16 protein-coding genes are annotated in these 15,889 nt (G+C 71.8%); 10 read left to right on the plus strand and 6 right to left on the minus strand.

What is annotated here, in order from left to right:
* Nucleotides 1–68 precede the first annotated feature (68 nt).
* Nucleotides 69–1,400, plus strand: a complete 1,332-nt coding sequence (locus EUA98_RS02275) for a helix-turn-helix domain-containing protein (RefSeq protein ID WP_130101046.1) — start codon at nucleotides 69–71, stop codon at nucleotides 1,398–1,400.
* 166 nt (nucleotides 1,401–1,566) lie between these two features.
* On the opposite strand, the gene rpsT is transcribed toward EUA98_RS02275, so the two are convergent.
* Both rpsT and EUA98_RS02285 read right to left on the minus strand, forming a co-directional pair.
* A complete protein-coding gene (rpsT, locus tag EUA98_RS02280; RefSeq protein WP_130101047.1) occupies nucleotides 1,567–1,827 on the minus strand; it encodes a 30S ribosomal protein S20 in 261 nt (86 codons plus the stop codon).
* A 152-nt stretch (nucleotides 1,828–1,979) separates the two neighbouring features.
* Nucleotides 1,980–2,555, minus strand: coding sequence for a type II toxin-antitoxin system PemK/MazF family toxin (locus tag EUA98_RS02285; protein WP_130101048.1), 576 nt, complete (start codon nucleotides 2,553–2,555; stop codon nucleotides 1,980–1,982).
* Nucleotides 2,556–2,636: 81 nt separating this feature from the next.
* Between EUA98_RS02285 and EUA98_RS02290 the strand changes: the two genes are divergently transcribed.
* From EUA98_RS02290 to hemW, 5 genes are all read left to right on the plus strand, one after another.
* Nucleotides 2,637–4,214: a circularly permuted type 2 ATP-grasp protein gene (locus EUA98_RS02290; protein WP_130101049.1), complete on the plus strand. Its 1,578-nt coding sequence runs from the start codon at nucleotides 2,637–2,639 to the stop codon at nucleotides 4,212–4,214.
* Nucleotides 4,208–5,134 (plus strand): alpha-E domain-containing protein, encoded by a 927-nt coding sequence (locus tag EUA98_RS02295; RefSeq protein WP_130101050.1) that lies wholly within the window; start codon nucleotides 4,208–4,210, stop codon nucleotides 5,132–5,134. Before EUA98_RS02290 ends, EUA98_RS02295 begins: the two co-directional genes overlap by 7 nt.
* A 32-nt stretch (nucleotides 5,135–5,166) precedes the next feature.
* On the plus strand, nucleotides 5,167–6,009 hold the full coding sequence (locus EUA98_RS02300; protein WP_130101051.1) for a transglutaminase family protein: 843 nt from the start codon (nucleotides 5,167–5,169) through the stop codon (nucleotides 6,007–6,009).
* 106 nt (nucleotides 6,010–6,115) lie between these two features.
* Nucleotides 6,116–7,981: a translation elongation factor 4 gene (lepA, locus tag EUA98_RS02305; protein WP_242511224.1), complete on the plus strand. Its 1,866-nt coding sequence runs from the start codon at nucleotides 6,116–6,118 to the stop codon at nucleotides 7,979–7,981.
* Nucleotides 7,982–7,985: 4 nt separating this feature from the next.
* Entirely contained in the window at nucleotides 7,986–9,242 is a 1,257-nt protein-coding gene (gene hemW, locus EUA98_RS02310) for a radical SAM family heme chaperone HemW (RefSeq protein ID WP_130101053.1), read from the plus strand.
* Between the two features lie 94 nt (nucleotides 9,243–9,336).
* Here hemW and EUA98_RS20000 read toward each other — a convergent pair whose 3' ends face one another.
* From EUA98_RS20000 to EUA98_RS02325, 3 genes are all read right to left on the minus strand, one after another.
* A complete protein-coding gene (locus EUA98_RS20000; RefSeq protein WP_207218942.1) occupies nucleotides 9,337–10,005 on the minus strand; it encodes a magnetosome magnetite crystal formation protein family in 669 nt (222 codons plus the stop codon).
* Nucleotides 10,002–10,514 carry a DUF4870 domain-containing protein gene (locus EUA98_RS02320; RefSeq protein ID WP_130101054.1) on the minus strand — a complete coding sequence of 171 codons (513 nt, stop codon included), beginning with the start codon at nucleotides 10,512–10,514 and terminating at the stop codon, nucleotides 10,002–10,004. The genes EUA98_RS20000 and EUA98_RS02320 overlap by 4 nt, the downstream gene beginning before the upstream one ends.
* A gap of 125 nt (nucleotides 10,515–10,639) precedes the next feature.
* A complete protein-coding gene (locus tag EUA98_RS02325; RefSeq protein WP_130101055.1) occupies nucleotides 10,640–11,503 on the minus strand; it encodes a DUF3097 domain-containing protein in 864 nt (287 codons plus the stop codon).
* Nucleotides 11,504–11,701: 198 nt separating this feature from the next.
* Between EUA98_RS02325 and hrcA the strand changes: the two genes are divergently transcribed.
* The 3 genes from hrcA to EUA98_RS02340 are packed head-to-tail and all read left to right on the plus strand — an operon-like array spanning nucleotide 11,702 to nucleotide 14,751.
* Complete coding sequence (hrcA, locus tag EUA98_RS02330; protein ID WP_130101056.1) at nucleotides 11,702–12,727, plus strand: heat-inducible transcriptional repressor HrcA; 1,026 nt, start codon at nucleotides 11,702–11,704, stop codon at nucleotides 12,725–12,727.
* A 58-nt stretch (nucleotides 12,728–12,785) separates the two neighbouring features.
* Nucleotides 12,786–13,916, plus strand: coding sequence for a molecular chaperone DnaJ (gene dnaJ / locus EUA98_RS02335; RefSeq protein ID WP_130101057.1), 1,131 nt, complete (start codon nucleotides 12,786–12,788; stop codon nucleotides 13,914–13,916).
* 25 nt (nucleotides 13,917–13,941) lie between these two features.
* A complete protein-coding gene (locus EUA98_RS02340) occupies nucleotides 13,942–14,751 on the plus strand; it encodes a 16S rRNA (uracil(1498)-N(3))-methyltransferase (RefSeq protein ID WP_130101058.1) in 810 nt (269 codons plus the stop codon).
* 39 nt (nucleotides 14,752–14,790) lie between these two features.
* Here the strand turns inward: EUA98_RS02340 and EUA98_RS02345 are convergent, their stop codons facing one another.
* Nucleotides 14,791–15,351, minus strand: a complete 561-nt coding sequence (locus EUA98_RS02345; protein WP_130101059.1) for a Gmad2 immunoglobulin-like domain-containing protein — start codon at nucleotides 15,349–15,351, stop codon at nucleotides 14,791–14,793.
* A 103-nt stretch (nucleotides 15,352–15,454) separates the two neighbouring features.
* On the opposite strand from EUA98_RS02345, the gene EUA98_RS02350 reads away from it, so the two are divergent.
* Entirely contained in the window at nucleotides 15,455–15,802 is a 348-nt protein-coding gene (locus tag EUA98_RS02350; RefSeq protein ID WP_130101060.1) for a histidine triad nucleotide-binding protein, read from the plus strand.
* The last annotated feature ends 87 nt before the right edge of the window (nucleotides 15,803–15,889 follow it).

A 15,889-nucleotide genomic window follows, 5' to 3' on the forward strand; every position in this document is an offset into this window, starting at 1 on the left:
AATCGATGGGAAAGTCCGCGCGTCGTTTGGGACACGCTGACCCAAGGTCACAGTTACAGTCACTTTTTATGACAGACATCGGTGACCGCATTCGGGTGCTGCGCGTGGCGGCATCGCTGTCCCAGACCGCCCTCGCGGGTGAGTCATTCTCGCCCAGCTACATCTCTCTGATCGAGGGTGGCCGGCGCGAACCGACCGATTCGGCGCTCGCCGTGCTCGCGGCACGTCTCGACACGACGGCGGAGTACCTCCGGCACGGCGAGAGCGGGCCCAACGAGGCGAGAGCTCGTCTCGAGATCGACTACGCCAAGCTCGCTTCCGAGAACGGTCACCCCGAGGAATCGCGTGATCGGATGCTCGCGCTCGACCTGACGGGGATCGCCCCGGCGCTTCATCCGGAGATCCTCAAGACTCTCGCGCGAGCGCACGAGGGACTCGGAGACCTCGAAGCGTCGATCGCCGTGCTGGAGCCGTTGCTCGAACGGGTGCGTGCGCACGAGAACCACCTGGATGCCGCCGAGATCACCACGAGTCTCGTGATCTCCTATCTCCAGTCCGGGGACCTCCACCGCAGCGTCGAGCTAGGTGAGGAGGTGCTCGCCGACCTGGAGTCGGCTGGGCTCACCGGGACCGACGAGCACCTGCGTCTCGGCGCGTCGATTCTCTGGGCCTACGTCGAGCGGGGCGACCTGATGTACGCCACCCACCGCGCGTCGGAGCTGATCGCCCAGGCGGACGCGCTCGGGACGCCCCGCGGGCGTGGCGGTGTCTACTGGAACGCCTCGCTCGTCGCTGAAGGGCGCCACGACTACGCCCTCGCCCAGCGGTACACCACTCGCGCGCTCGCTCTGGTGGGTGAGACCGGCTCGACCCGGGACGTGGCTCGGCTCCGGCACCACTACGCATGGCTTCTCCTGCGCGGCGAACCCGCGGCACCCGAAGCCGCGCTGGTGCAGTTCCAGCTCTCTGTGCCGGTGCTTGCAGTTGTCGGCTCGTCCGACGACATCGCGTTCGCCGAGATCGAGCGTTCGCGTGCGTACCTGATGCTCGGCGATGTCGCCAAAGCTGAGGATGACGCCCGAAGTGCGATCGAGCGCCTGGGATCGAAGCCCCGTCTGGACACCTGGCGCGCTCACCTCGTTCTCGGCGATGCGCTGCTCGCTCGCGGCGACGACATCGGCGCGGCGGACGCGTACCTCCGGGCGGCCGACATGCTCGGGATGATGGCGGCCAGCCGGCAGTCGGCGGCCGCCTGGCGCGAGCTCGGTGATCGGTACCTCGCTCAGGGTGACGTCTCGGGCGCGGCCCGGTCGTTCGACCGCGCACTGCGTGAGGCGGGGCTCCGTCCGACCGTCCCGGCGGCCATGCTCGCGGCTCGGTACAAGGTCACCGTCGACTGATCGCACGCAAACGACCGACGACGCCGCCTCGGGGTCAACCCCGAGGCGGCGTCGTCGTGAGGTCCAGCGCGGCATCCGCACCCGACGAACCGGCGGTTCGGGTGGTTCGGGCACACGAAGAGGGCGTCACCCCGGCGGGGGTGACGCCCTCTTCGTGGTCAGCGCCTCAGAGGGCGTTGACGACCTTCGCCAGGGCCGACTTCTTGTTGGCTGCCTGGTTGGCGTGGATGACGCCCTTGGAAACGGCCTTGTCCAGCTTGGTGGACGCAGCGACGAGGGCGACCGAGGCGGCGTCCTTGTCGCCACCGGCGACAAGGGTGCGAACCCGACGGACGTGGGTCCGAAGCTCGGACTTCACGGCCTTGTTGCGCAGCCGCGCCTTCTCGTTGGTACCAATGCGCTTGATCTGGGACTTGATGTTAGCCACGTGTGAACTCTCTTGTGCGCTCGCAGAAACGAAATCTGACAGGTCTAGAGGGCTGCCCAGCTCCGGGACTGGGGCGTGGGGACACCCGCGGGGAGGAACTGGATCTGTGCCCGCCGACCTGGGCGGACACGCGAGGGAACATGCTACCAGCCCTACCGGCTCCGCAACCAGGCCGCGACACGATCGAAGACAACCCGGTCCATGATCGCACCCTCGCGGCGTACCGCGGACGGGTCGAGCCGCAGGACGCGGTCCAGCCGGATCTCGCTCGGCCGTCGCTGCGCGTCCCAGGCGCCGCTGCCGACGTCGAGCCAGAACCGCCCGTGACGCGCCTCGTCGGCGGCATCGCGCGCGTGATCCTTGCTGGTGAGCATGAGGCCGAGCAGCCACGGCCCGTCGCGGCCGATCACCAGGACGGGTCTGTCCTTGCCGCGGGAGGCGTCCTCCTCGTAGGGCACCCAGGTCCACACGATCTCGCCGGGGTCACCATCGCCGTCGAGCACGGGCTCGTAGACCGGGTGCACGACGCCGTCGAAGTCCCCGGGGTTCGTGCGGCGAGGCGTGGTGGACGGCGCTGTGGTCGACGGCGCTGCGGTCGAGGACCGGGCGGTCGAGGGCCGGGCGGTCGCCGAGCGGGCGCCGTCCGGGGTGCGCGGGCCCGCGGACCTGGGCGGGGTCGCTCGTCGGGCAATCGAAAGCAGGCGGTCGAAAAGCGGGTGCCGGGCCATGGCCCGACCCTACGGCGAGGCGTGTGATTTGCCGGTAACACAAGGGTGTTCCAGTTAACACGCGGGGATTACGGTCGCGGCATGGCGGACCTTTTCGATGGCTACCCACCGGGCGCTGCGTGGGACGAGATGTTCGAGCGGGGCGGTGACGTCCGGTCGGCGTACAAGCTGGTGCACCGGGCGCTCGCTCAGATGTCGGCGGGCGAGATCGGCGGCCGCGCCGAGCGGTTGGCGCGCACCTACGTCACCCAGGGGGTCACGTTCGACTTCGCGGGGGAGGAGAAGCCGTTCCCGCTCGACGTCGCGCCGCGGGTGCTCGACGGGGCCGAGTGGGACCTGGTCTCGCCGGGGGTCGCCCAGCGGGTCCGGGCCCTCGAGGCGTTCCTCGCGGACGTCTACGGGCCGCAGCGGGCAGTGGCCGACGGCGTCGTCCCGCGCTCGCTGATCACGTCGTCGAAGCACTTCCACCGCGCGGTGATGGGCATCGAGCCGCCCAACGGGGTGCGCGTGCACGTCTCGGGCATCGACCTGGTGCGCGACGAGGAGGGCAGCTTCCGGGTCCTGGAAGACAACGTCCGGGTGCCGAGCGGGGTCAGCTACGTGCTGGCCAACCGGCGGGCGATGGCCCAGACCTTTCCGGAGCTGTTCGCCGCGCTGCGCATCCGGACCGTCTCGGACTACCCGCGGCGCCTGCTCGCGGCGCTGACGGCCGCGGCGCCGCACGGGGTCGACGACCCAACCGTCGTCGTGCTCACCCCCGGCGTCTTCAACAGCGCGTACTACGAGCACTCGCTGCTCGCCCGGACCATGGGCGTCGAGCTGGTCGAGGGTCGGGACCTGTACTGCTCGGCCGGGCGGGTGTGGATGCGCACCACCAACGGTCGGCGGCGCGTCGATGTGATCTACCGACGGGTCGACGACGAGTTCCTCGACCCGGTGGCGTTCCGCGACGACTCGGCGCTGGGCAGCCCCGGTCTGCTCACGTGCGCGCGCCTGGGCACCGTGACGATCGCGAACGCGGTGGGCAACGGCGTCGCCGACGACAAGCTCGTCTACACCTACGTGCCCGACCTCATCCGGTACTTCCTGGGGGAGGAGCCGATCATCGCGAACGTCGACACCTGGCGGCTCGAGGAGCCGGCCGCGCTCGAGGAGGTGCTCGACCGCCTGGACGAGCTCATCGTCAAGCCCGTCGACGGTTCGGGAGGCAAGGGCCTCGTGGTCGGATCGCGGGCCTCGCGCGCCGAGCTCGACGTCCTGCGCACCACGCTGACGGCCGATCCGCGCGGCTGGATCGCGCAGCCGGTCGTGCAGCTCTCCACGGTCCCGACCCTGATCGGCGACGAGCTCCGGCCACGGCACGTGGACCTGCGGCCGTTCGCGGTCAACGACGGCGAGCGGATCTGGGTGCTCCCCGGCGGCCTGACCCGGGTCGCGCTGCCCGAGGGGGAGCTCGTCGTGAACAGCTCGCAGGGCGGCGGGTCGAAGGACACCTGGGTGATCGGCGGGAAGGTCCCGGCCCGCCCGCGCGCGGCCGAGGTCCCCCGCGCCGTGCCGCAGGGCTCCCAGGTGCCCATGGACGCGAACCCCGACGACGTCCGCCCGCAGGCGATGCAGCAGCAGCAGAGCGTCACGAGCCCGGAGGTGGGACTGTGCTGAGCCGGATCGCCGAGTCGCTGTTCTGGATCGGCCGGTACATGGAGCGGGCCGACGACACCGCGCGCCTGCTCGACGTGCACCTGCAGAGCCTGCTCGAGGACCCGTGGGCCGAGGAGGACCTCGCGTGCCGCTCGCTGCTGTCCGTGATGGACTGCGAGGACCCGCCCGCCGGCGAGATCGGGCGCGCCCATGTCCTGGACGTCCTCGCCTACGACCGTGTCTCGCCGTCGGCCATCGCGGGCTCGATCGTCTCGACGCGGGAGAACGCGCGCCGTGCGCGGGAGATCATCTCGACCGAGCTCTGGGAGGCGGTCAACGGCACGTGGAACCAGCTGCCGGCGCACCTGTTCGTGGCCCAGCCGCACGACTTCTTCCAATGGGTGCGCGAGCGTGCCGCGGTCGTGGCCGGGATCGTCGACTCGGCGACGGCCCGCGACGACACCTGGCAGTACCTGGTGCTCGGCCGCTCGATCGAGCGGGCCGACATGACCGCGCGCCTGCTGACCACGCGGGCGCTCGCGGGGGCCAGCGGTCCGGACTGGACCACGCTGCTGCGTTCGTGCGGGGCGCACGAGTCGTACCTGCGGCGCTATCGCGGGCAGGTGTCCGACGAGAGCGCGGCGGGCTTCCTGCTCATCGACCAGCTCTTCCCTCGATCGATCGTGCACGCGCTCGGGCAGGCGGAGGCGTGCCTCGACGCGCTCGAGCCGCCCAGTGAGAGCGCGACGGTCAGCAAGGCGCGGCTCTACCTCGGGCACGCGCGCACCAGCCTGGAGTACGCCTCGCCCGAGGACATCCTGCACCGGCTGCCGGCCAAGATGGAGACGGTCCAGCGCGCCTGCTCCGCGGCGAGCGACGCCATCCGGTCCCGGTACTTCCCCTCCGGGGCGCCCACGACCTGGGTGGGCGAGGCCCTGTGACGACCACGACCACGACGAGGTCAGGACGACCAGTGAGCCGCCTGCACATCATGCACACCACGACCTTCCGCTACTCGGGCTCCGTGGCGGCCTCGTACAACGAGGCACGCATGGTGCCGGTGTCCCAACCGGGCCAGCGGGTGCTGGAGGCGAGCCTCTCGGTGACCCCGCAGTCCTGGCGGCACGACTACACCGACTACTGGGGCACGGCGGTGTCGGCGTTCGAGGTCCGGCTCCCGCACGATCGCCTCGTCATCGCCGCGCGGTCCCGGGTCGAGATGGAGGGGACGTTCACGATCCCCACCGAGGTCGCGCCCTGGGACGTCGTGCACGGGCAGCCCGTGGCCGACCGGCTCGCCGAGTTCCTCGCCTCGACCACGACGACGGCGGCGCCGGCCGAGGTGGTGGCGCTCGCCGAGGCCTGCGTGGCGGGCCGCGGTCCGCACGAGGCCGCCGAGGCGATCTGCCGCGCGGTCCGCGACGAGCTCGAGTACGTGCCCGGCGTCACCGCGGTGCACACCCCGGCGACGGAGGCCTGGGCGGCGCGGACGGGCGTGTGCCAGGACATGGCGCACCTCAGCCTCGGTGCGCTGCGCGCCGTCGGCATCCCCGCGCGGTACGTCTCGGGCTACCTCTACCCGCTCAGCGGTGGCGAGCTCGGCCAGACGGTCGTCGGCGAGTCGCACGCCTGGATCGAGTGGTGGGCCGGGCAGTGGACCGGGTTCGACCCCACCAACCGGATCTTCGCCGACGACGGCCACGTGATCCTGGCGCGCGGCCGGGAGTACTCCGACGTCGCGCCGCTGCGGGGCATCTACGCGGGGACCGGGACCGAGGATCTCGAGGTCGAGGTGCAGATCACCCGCGAGGAGTGAGCCCGGCGGAGCCCACGTTCTCGGGGGACGGCCCGGGCATGGGACCATGGACGCATCCGCCCGAAGGGCGCCCGCAGTCCTTTGCCGATCCCCGGAGCGCCACCCGTTGTCCCCCATTCCCACTGCTGCCCTGAGCAAGCGCATCCAGCCCGCGTCGACCCCGGCCGAGCTGCTGCGCAACTTCTGCATCATCGCCCACATCGATCACGGCAAGTCGACGCTCGCAGACCGCATGCTGCAGCTGACCGGCGTCGTCGATGCCCGGGCGGCGCGTGCGCAGTACCTCGACCGGATGGACATCGAGCGCGAGCGCGGCATCACGATCAAGAGCCAGGCCGTGCGCATGCCGTGGGAGGTCGACGGCGTCCCGTACGCGCTGAACATGATCGACACCCCCGGGCACGTCGACTTCACCTATGAGGTATCTCGCTCGCTCGCCGCGTGCGAGGGCGCCGTGCTCCTGGTCGACGCCGCTCAGGGCATCGAGGCCCAGACGCTCGCCAACCTGTACCTGGCGCTCGAGAACGACCTGCAGATCATCCCGGTGCTCAACAAGATCGACCTCCCCTCGGCCCAGCCGGAGAAGTACGCGGAGGAGCTGGCCAAGCTCATCGGGTGCGAGCCGGACGACTGCCTGCGGGTGTCGGGCAAGACCGGCGACGGCGTCCTGGAGCTGCTCGACCTGATCGTCGCGACCATCCCGGCGCCGGTCGGCGATCCGGAGGCCCCGGCGCGCGCGATCATCTTCGACTCGGTGTACGACACCTACCGTGGCGTGGTCACCTACGTGCGCGTGGTCGACGGCGCGCTGTCGCCGCGCGAGAAGATCGTGATGATGTCGACCCGGGCGACGCACGAGCTGCTCGAGATCGGCGTCATCTCCCCGGAGCCGGTGGTCACCAACGGCCTCGGCGTCGGCGAGGTCGGCTACCTGATCACGGGCGTCAAGGACGTGCGCCTGTCCCGCGTCGGCGACACCGTCACCAACGCGCACAAGCCGGCGACCGAGTCGCTGGGCGCGTACCGCGACCCGCGGCCGATGGTCTTCTCGGGGCTCTACCCGATCGACGGGTCGGACTACCCGATCCTGCGCGACGCCCTGGACCGGCTCAAGCTCAACGACGCCGCCCTGGTGTACGAGCCGGAGTCGTCCGTCGCGCTCGGGTTCGGCTTCCGGGTCGGGTTCCTCGGCCTGCTGCACCTCGAGATCGTCCGGGAGCGGCTCGAGCGGGAGTTCGACCTCGACCTCATCTCGACCGCGCCCAACGTGGTCTACCAGGTGAGCCTCGAGGACAAGTCGGTCGTCACGGTGACCAACCCCAGCGAGTTCCCCAGCGGCAAGGTCGGCGAGATCCGCGAGCCGATCGTGCGCGCGACGATCCTGTGCCCGGCGGAGTTCATCGGTGCGGTCATGGAGCTGTGCCAGGTCCGGCGCGGCGACCTGCTCGGGATGGACTACCTCTCCGAGGACCGGGTCGAGATGCGGTACACGCTGCCGCTCGCCGAGATCGTGTTCGACTTCTTCGACAACCTCAAGTCCAAGACCCGCGGCTACGGCTCGCTCGACTACGAGCCCACCGGCGAGGCGGCCGCCGACCTGGTCAAGGTCGACATCCTGCTCCAGGGCGAGGCGGTCGACGCGTTCAGCGCGATCGTGCACAAGGACAAGGCCTACGCGTACGGCGTGATGATGGTCGGCAAGCTGCGCAAGCTCATCCCGCGCCAGCAGTTCGACGTCCCGATCCAGGCCGCCGTCGGCGCCCGCGTGATCGCCCGCGAGACGATCAGCGCGATGCGCAAGGACGTGCTCGCCAAGTGCTACGGCGGTGACATCACCCGCAAGCGCAAGCTGCTCGAGAAGCAGAAGGAGGGCAAGAAGCGCATGAAGACGATCGGTCGCGTCGAGGTCCCCCAGGAGGCGTTCATCGCCGCCCTGAGCTCCGACACGGAAGTCAAGGACAAGAAGAAGTAGACCGATGAGTCCTGCACTTCCGCTCGGGGATGCCGCGCCCGACGACGGGGGGCTGCCCGCGTCCGTTGCCGAGGGGGCCGCCGGACGCGCGTTCGGGCTGTATCTGCACGTGCCGTTCTGCACCGTGCGGTGCGGGTACTGCGACTTCAACACGTACACGTCCGCCGAGCTCGGCGGCGGGGCGAACCAGGCGTCCTACGCCGACACCGCGCTGCGCGAGATCGAGCTCGCCGCGCGCGTGCTGGAGGGCGCGGGCCTGCCGGAGCGCCCGCTGGCGACCGTCTTCGTCGGTGGCGGCACCCCGACCGTGCTGCCGCCCGGGGACCTCGCGCGGATGCTCGACGGCGCCCGGTCCGCGTGGGGCCTCGCCCCCGGCGCGGAGGTGACCACGGAGGCCAACCCCGACTCCGTGACGCCCGAGTCGCTCGCGCAGCTGGCCGAGGCCGGGTTCACGCGCGTGTCGTTCGGGATGCAGTCGGCCCGCCCGCACGTGCTCGCGACCCTGGAGCGGACCCACGACCCGCGTCGGATCCCCGACGTGGTGCGCTGGGCCAGGGCCGCCGGTCTGGCGGTGTCGCTCGACCTCATCTACGGCACGCCGGGGGAGTCGCCGGACGACTGGCGCGCGAGCCTCGACGCGGTGCTGGCCACCGGCGTCGATCACGTCTCCGCCTATGCGCTCGTGGTGGAGCAGGGCACCAAGATGGCGGTCCAGGTTCGCCGCGGCGACCTCGCGCTGCCGACCGAGGAGGACCAGGCGGCGAAGTACGAGATCGCCGACGAGCTGCTCTCCGCCGGCGGCCTGCAGTGGTACGAGGTGAGCAACTGGGGGCGCACCCCGGCTCAGGCGTGCCAGCACAACCTCGCCTACTGGCGCGGCGACGACTGGTGGGGGATCGGTCCCGGCGCCCACTCGCACATCGGCGGAGATGCCGGCGGCGGCCTGCGGTGGTGGAACGTCAAGCACCCGCGGGCGTACGCGGAGCGGCTCGAGGCCGGGCTCAGCCCCGCGGCCGGCCGCGAGACGCTCGACCTGGCCACGACGCGGCTCGAGCGGGTCATGCTCGGGGTCCGGCTCGCCGACGGGTTGGCGCTGGACCTGCTGTCGACTCGGGCGCGGCGCGAGGTCGCCGGCCTGGTCGCCGATGGCCTGCTCGACGGGCGGGCGGCGCTGGGCGCGGACGGCCACGGTGCGCGCGTGCTGCTCACGCTGCGCGGGCGGCTCCTGGCCGACGCCGTCGTGCGCGCGCTGACCGACTGACACCCGCACCCGAGCTCCCGCTCTGACGAAACCCCCGCGAGTGTTCGCGGGGGTTTCGTCAGGTCGAGCGTCCGTGCAGGTCAGGCCGGAGGTGTCACTTGATGAAGCGGTACGTCAGGGGGTAGCGGTAGAGCACGCCCTGGCTGGACTGGACGGCCGCGATGATGATGAAGACCAGCCACGCGAGCCCGAACGGGAGGAACAGGAAGAAGCCGATACCGAACGTGATGACGCCGACGATGGAGAGCACGATCGCGGCGATCGTCGCGGTGATCTGGAAGTTCAGCGACTCCTTCGCCTGGTCCTCCAGGAACGCCCCGCGTCCCTTGAACACGAGCCAGATGATCAGTGGCGTGAGGATCGAGGCGATCAGGGTCCCGAGGTGGGCCACGACGGCCCACGTGCGCTGGTCCGAGGGACTCAGGAGCGTGCCGGGAGCGTAGGGCGGCGGGTAGCCCTGCGGTCCGCCGAAGCCGGGTGCGGGCGGCGGGGGGTACCCACCGGTCGGCGGCGGCGCGTATCCGCCGGTCGGCGGCGGGGCGTAGCCCGGAGCCGGTGGCGGCACGGGACCTGCCGACGGGGCCGCAGGAGGCGTCGCGTCGCTCGGGAGGTCGGTGGTCGCGTCCGAGGGGACGTCGGACGGCACGTCGGACGGCACGTCGGACGGCACGTCGGAGGGCACGTCGGACGGAAGGTCGGACGGCAGGTCAGACGGCGCGTCGGACGGTACGTCCGACGGCTTCTCAGGGGAGTTGTCGGTCATTTGATCAGATCCAGAGTGAACGGGTACCTGTAGGCCTGGCCGCGCTGGACGGCCTGGTAGCCCTGGATGGAGAAGACCAGGGAGGTCACCCAGATCGCCAGGGTGACGAGGCCGCTCAGCCCGCCGATGAAGGGGAGCGCGCCCAGAACGGCGGATCCGACGTAGCCGATCAGCACCGAGATCTGGAAGTTGAGCGCCTTCTTCGCCTCCTGGTCCACGAACGCGCTGCGCTCGCGGAAGACGAGCCAGATGACCAGCGACGGCAGAAATCCGAGGATGCCACCGAGGTGCGCCAGACCTGCCCACTGCCGGGTCTGGGCGTCGTCGAGCGGAGCCGCGGAGGTGTACGGCTGCTGAGTCGAGCCGTAGGGCGGCTGTGCCGGCGAGCCGTAAGGAGGCTGTGCCGACGTGCCGTACTGCGGCGGGACGGGCGTGGCGTAGTTCGGCGGGACCTGGCCGGTGTTCGGCGGGACGCCGTCGGCTGGCGGCGGCGGGTACTGGTCGGACATGGCGGGCCTTTCGCGGAGGATGTGGCACAGCGGGCGCCGGTGATCTGAGGATCACCAAGCCGCCCTCAACACTAGCGAGATCGCGTCGCGCGTGGTGAGACCCCTGTCCGAGGGGTGGTCCGCGCTCAGCCCGTGACGAAGTCGATGAGCTCCTCGACGCGGCCGAGCAGCGAGGGTTCGAGGTCGGCGTAGCTCCGCACCGTGCCCAGGATCCGCTTCCAGGCCTGGGCGACATCGGCCTGGTCCGCCGCCGGCCAGCCGAGCTCGCGCAGGATGCCGTACTTCCACTCGATGCTGCGCTCGATCGTGGGCCAGGCCGTCAGCCCGACGCGCTCTGGCCGGACCGCCTGCCACACGTCGACGTACGGGTGCCCGAGGACCAGCACCGTGCCCGCCGGTGCGAGCCGGAGCGCGTCCGCGGCCAGGCGGCTCTCCTTGGACCCGCGCACCAGGTGGTCGACCAGCACCCCGACGCGACGACCCGGCTCGGGAGCGAAGTCCCGCAGCGCGTCGGCGAGGTTGTCGACTCCGTCGAGCAGCTCGACGACGACCCCCTCCACACGCAGGTCGTCCCCCCACACCTTCTCGACGAGCTCGGCGTCGTGCTTGCCCTCGACCCAGATCCGGCTGCCGCGAGCGACGCGGGCCGGGGCGTCGTGCACCGCGCGGGATCCCGAGGCCGTCCGGGTCGGGCGGGCGGGGGCGGTCGGGCCGGCGGGCGCCGTCAGCACGACCGGCTCGCCGTCGACCCAGAACCCCGGACCGAGGGGGAACGTCCGCGTGACCCCGCGCCGGTTCTCGACCACGACCACGTGCATCCCGCCGGACTTCTCCACCCGGACCACCGCGCCGACCCAGCCCGAGGTGACGTCCTCGACGACGAGCCCGGGCGTCGCTGCCAGCGGGGTCGACGTCCTGGGCCGGCGCGGATGACTGCCGGGCGCGTTGCTGGCGAGCACATCCGGGCCGTAGCGATCTGTCGGACTCACCGCGGCAGCCTACGGCCCGGCCGCGCGCCGGCCGGCCCGCCACCCCGCCCGCGAGCCGGCCCGTCACCCCGCGGACGGCCGGGGTTGAGCCGGTGGTCCAGGACATCTCACCGGCTGCAGCGTAGAATTAGCACTCCCCGGTGTCGAGTGCTACCCGGGATGTGCAATGGTCACGACGGCTCGAGGGTGGGAGGTGCGATGGGAAGCGAAGACCGCAGGCTGGACGTGCTGCGCGCCATCGTCGAGGACTACGTCGAGACGCGTGAACCCGTCGGATCCCGCATGCTCGTCGAACGGCACCGTCTGGGCGTCTCACCCGCCACGATCCGCAACGACATGGCAGCCCTCGAGGAGGGCGGGTACATCGCCCAGCCGCACACCTCGGCCGGGCGGGTTCCCACCGACAAGGGCTACCGGATGTTCGTGGACCGGCTCTCCACGGTCAAGGCGCTGTCGACGCCGGAGAAGCGCGCCATCCAGGACTTCCTCGAGAACGCCGTCGACCTGGACGACGTCGTGGACCGCTCGGTGCGGCTGCTCGCGCAGCTGACCCATCAGGTCGCCGTCGTGCAGTACCCCTCGCTGCGGCACTCGGCGATGCGGCACCTCGAGCTGGTGCCGGTGGGGGAGCGGCGCCTGCTGGTCGTCCTCATCACCGACACCGGCCGGGTCGAGCAGCGGACCTTGGAGCTGGCCGGACCGGTGACCGACCTGCTGGTCGCCGAGATGCGCACGCGGCTGAACGCCGTCGCGAGCGGCCAACGACTCGCCCAGCTCGTCGGGACGCTCGAGAACCTGCCCGACGCGTTCGCGCCGATCGACCGGCCGCTCGTGCGGTCCGTCATCCAGGTCATCGAGGAGACGCTCGCCGAGGAGAGCGAGGAGCGGATCGTGCTCGCGGGCACGGCCAACCTCGCGCGCGGTGGCGGGATGGACTTCACGCACACGCTCAGCCCGGTCCTCGAGGCGCTCGAGGAGCAGGTCGTGCTGCTGCGGCTGCTCACGGAGATGGCCCAGGACTCGGTCACCGTGGCGGTCCGGATCGGGCACGAGACGCAGCACGAGGGGCTCGTCGAGACGAGCTTCGTGACCACCGGGTACGGCAACGACGGCGACTCCGTCGCGCGCATCGGGTCGATCGGCCCGACCCGGATGGACTACCCCGGAACCATCGCCGCGGTGCGCGCCGTGGCACGCTACTTGTCTCGGATCCTCGCGGCGTGATGCGCGCGGACCCGATTCCGACCGACGAATGCCCCGTACTTCCTGCAGAAAGTGACCAGTGAGCGACTACTACCAGATCCTCGGGGTCGAACGGGACGCAAGCCCCGAGCAGATCAAGAAGGCCTACCGCAGGCTCGCTCGTGAGTTCCACCCGGACGTGAACTCGGGTGACGGCTCGGAGGACCGCTTCAAGGAGGTCTCGCGCGCCTACGAGGTGCTGTCGAACCCGGACAAGCGGCGGCAGTACGACATGGGCTCCGATCCGTCCGCGCCCGGCGGCGGGATGGGTGGCGGCGGGGGCTTCGGCTTCCAGGACATCTTCGAGACCTTCTTCGGTGCGGCCCAGGGCGCCAGCGCGCAGCGGGGTCCGACCCCGCGCGCCCGGCGCGGCCAGGACGCGCTCGTGCGGCTCGACCTCGACCTCGCCGAGACGGTGTTCGGCGTGCGGCGCGAGATCCAGGTCGACACCGCCGTCGTGTGCACCACCTGCTCCGGCTCGTGCTGCCGACCGGGCTCCTCGCCCCGCACCTGCGACGTGTGCGGCGGGCGCGGCGTCGTGCAGCGCGTGGCGCGCTCGTTCCTCGGTCAGGTCATGACGTCCTCGCCGTGCGCGGCGTGCCACGGGTTCGGCACGATGATCCCCGAGCCCTGCCCCGAGTGCTCGGGCGAGGGTCGGGTGCGCTCGCGGCGCACGCTCACGATCGACGTGCCCGCCGGTGTGGACACCGGGACCCGGATCAAGCTCACCGGTCAGGGCGAGGTCGGCCCGGCCGGCGGACCCCCCGGCGACGTGTACTTCGAGGTCCGCGAGCGCCCGGACGAGAAGTTCGTGCGCCGCGGTGACGACCTGCACTGCACGCTCGAGGTGCCGATGACGGCCGCCGCGCTCGGCACGGTGCTCGACCTCGACACGTTCGACGGCACCCAGGAGGTCGACCTGCGTCCGGGTACCCAGCCTGCGCACGTCGTCACGCTCAAGGGCCTCGGCGTCGGACACCTGCACATCGGCGGCCGTGGTGACCTGCACGTGCACATCGACGTCCAGGTCCCCGCCGCGACCGACCCCGAGCAGGAGCAGCTGCTGCGCCAGCTCGCGGCGCTGCGCGGCGAGGAGCGCCCCGAGGCCCGCCTGTCGGCGGCGCACGGCAAGGTGTTCTCCAAGCTGCGCGACAAGCTCTCGGGCCGGTGACCCCGGCACCCTGCGGGGTTGCGCGATGAGCGCGCCGGTCTTCCTCGCGGAGCCCGGTTCACTCACCGGCTATGCCCCCGGGTCGGTCTACGTGCTGGCCGGCGCCGAGGGGCGCCACGCCGCCGTCGTCCAACGACGCCACGCGGGTGAGCGGGTCGACGTGGTCGACGGCGCGGGGGTGCGGCTCGTCGGCACGGTCGAGGCCGCGAGCCCCGAGGGCCTGCGCGTGCTCGTCGCGGACCGGGTCGACGAGCCCCGGCCCGAGGTCGCGCTCGTGCTCGTCCAGGCGCTCGCCAAGGGTGACCGCGACGAGCAGGCGATCGAGGCCGCGACCGAGATCGGGGTCGACGGCGTACTCCCCTGGCAGGCGGAGCGCTCCATCGTCGTGTGGCGGGCGGACCGCGCCGCGAAGGGTCTCGCGCGCTGGCAGGGCATCGTGCGGGCGGGCGCGAAGCAGTCCCGGCGGGCGCACGTGCCCGCCGTCGAACCGGTCGTCGACCATCGCGGGCTGGCCGCTCGGGTCCGCGCCGTGGTCGGTGCCGGCGGGGTCGCGCTCGTGCTGCACGAGGAGGCGAGCGTGCCGCTGGCCCAGGTCTCGCTGCCGTCGCCGGTGGCCCGACCGATGGCCGGGCTCTCGGCCGGCGACCCGAGCATCGCGCCGCGCGAGGTGCTCGTCGTCGTCGGCCCCGAGGGCGGGATCAGCGACCGCGAGCTGGCGACCCTGACCGGGGCCGGGGCGCAGGTCGTCCGGCTCGGCCCGCACGTGCTGCGCACCTCGACCGCGGGACCCGTCGCGCTGGCACTGCTCGCGGAACGGCTCGGGCGCTGGACCTGAGCTCAGCCAGGTCCAACGCCCGTCAGGACACCGCGCCCGTCAGGACACCGTGAACGTCGTCGTGGCCAACCCGCGTGGCGCGTCGTCGACGCCGTCGCCCTCGCCGTCGGACATGTCCGGCTCCCAGATCTCGAGCGTGTAGCTGCCGGGAGCCAGCTCGACGGTGAACGCGAACGGGCCGATGGTGCCGTTGGCCCCGCCGGTGGTGAAGTTCTCCGTGACGACGTCGTCGGTGCCGGCCGCCAGGACCCGCCAGGTCAGGGTCCCCTCGAACGCGGTGCCCGCCCCGGTGACCTCGACCTGCGGTCCGGCGACCGTCGAGCCGTCCGCGGGGGTCGCGATGGTGGTCGTCCCGGTCTCGTCCGTCGCCGGTGTCTCGGCGGGCTCGGCCTCGGGTGACGTGGTCGGAGTCGAGCTCGGCGTGGCCGACGGCGACTCCGTGGCCTCGGTCGATGCGCTCGGGGTGGTGTCCGCGTCCGCGCAGCCGCCCAGCGTGAGCGCCGCGGCGACGGCGAGCGTGGCGACCGCGATCACCCGTCCTGGACCAGCGCTCCGCACGGGGCGCAGGGATGCGCGGAGCGGGTTCGTCGAACGCGTCATGAGGCAGGGCTCGTCATGGTGACCTCCGTGGGGGAATGGCGTCCAGTCAACCCGGGTCGGCCAGCCCAGGGCAACGAGCCACGCCGGGGATAGCCTGACTTGCATGTCAACCGTCGCTCAGTGCCTGTTCTGTCGGATCGTCGCGGGCGAGATCCCGGCCGACGTCGTCGCCGAGAACGCCGATGCGGTCGCGTTCCGGGACATCAACCCGCAGGCCCCCCTGCACGTGCTGGTCGTGCCGCGCGAGCACCACGCCGACGTCGCCCAGCTCGCGGCGGCCGACCCCCGGCTGCTCGCCGCGGTCGTCGAGCTCGCGGACCAGGTCGCCGGGACCGAGGCCGACGGCCAGTTCCGGCTCATCTTCAACACCGGCCCGGAGTCGGGGCAGTCCGTCTTCCACGCCCACGGCCATGTGCTGGGCGGTGTCCGCCTCGGCTGGACACCCGCCTGACCCGGTCGGGAACGCCCGACGGAGGCATCCCGGGAGGTCCTCGGTAGGATGAGGCGGAGCGGCGCGCACCAGCGGCGCCCGGAACGA

The organism is Pengzhenrongella frigida, assembly GCF_004168625.1.
GTDB lineage: Bacteria > Actinomycetota > Actinomycetes > Actinomycetales > Cellulomonadaceae > Pengzhenrongella > Pengzhenrongella frigida.

What these genes read in the sequence shown, in the direction of transcription:
- EUA98_RS02285 (WP_130101048.1), bottom strand. Translation starts at nt 2,555, where the DNA reads ATGGCCCGGCACCCGCTTTTCGACCGCCTGCTTTCGATTGCCCGACGA.
- EUA98_RS02275 (WP_130101046.1), top strand. Translation starts at nt 69, where the DNA reads ATGACAGACATCGGTGACCGCATTCGGGTGCTGCGCGTGGCGGCATCG.
- EUA98_RS20000 (WP_207218942.1), bottom strand. Translation starts at nt 10,005, where the DNA reads ATGACCGACAACTCCCCTGAGAAGCCGTCGGACGTACCGTCCGACGCG.
- EUA98_RS02345 (WP_130101059.1), bottom strand. Translation starts at nt 15,351, where the DNA reads ATGACGCGTTCGACGAACCCGCTCCGCGCATCCCTGCGCCCCGTGCGG.
- EUA98_RS02350 (WP_130101060.1), top strand. Translation starts at nt 15,455, where the DNA reads ATGTCAACCGTCGCTCAGTGCCTGTTCTGTCGGATCGTCGCGGGCGAG.
- EUA98_RS02340 (WP_130101058.1), top strand. Translation starts at nt 13,942, where the DNA reads ATGAGCGCGCCGGTCTTCCTCGCGGAGCCCGGTTCACTCACCGGCTAT.
- hemW (WP_130101053.1), top strand. Translation starts at nt 7,986, where the DNA reads ATGAGTCCTGCACTTCCGCTCGGGGATGCCGCGCCCGACGACGGGGGG.
- hrcA (WP_130101056.1), top strand. Translation starts at nt 11,702, where the DNA reads ATGGGAAGCGAAGACCGCAGGCTGGACGTGCTGCGCGCCATCGTCGAG.
- EUA98_RS02320 (WP_130101054.1), bottom strand. Translation starts at nt 10,514, where the DNA reads ATGTCCGACCAGTACCCGCCGCCGCCAGCCGACGGCGTCCCGCCGAAC.
- EUA98_RS02290 (WP_130101049.1), top strand. Translation starts at nt 2,637, where the DNA reads ATGGCGGACCTTTTCGATGGCTACCCACCGGGCGCTGCGTGGGACGAG.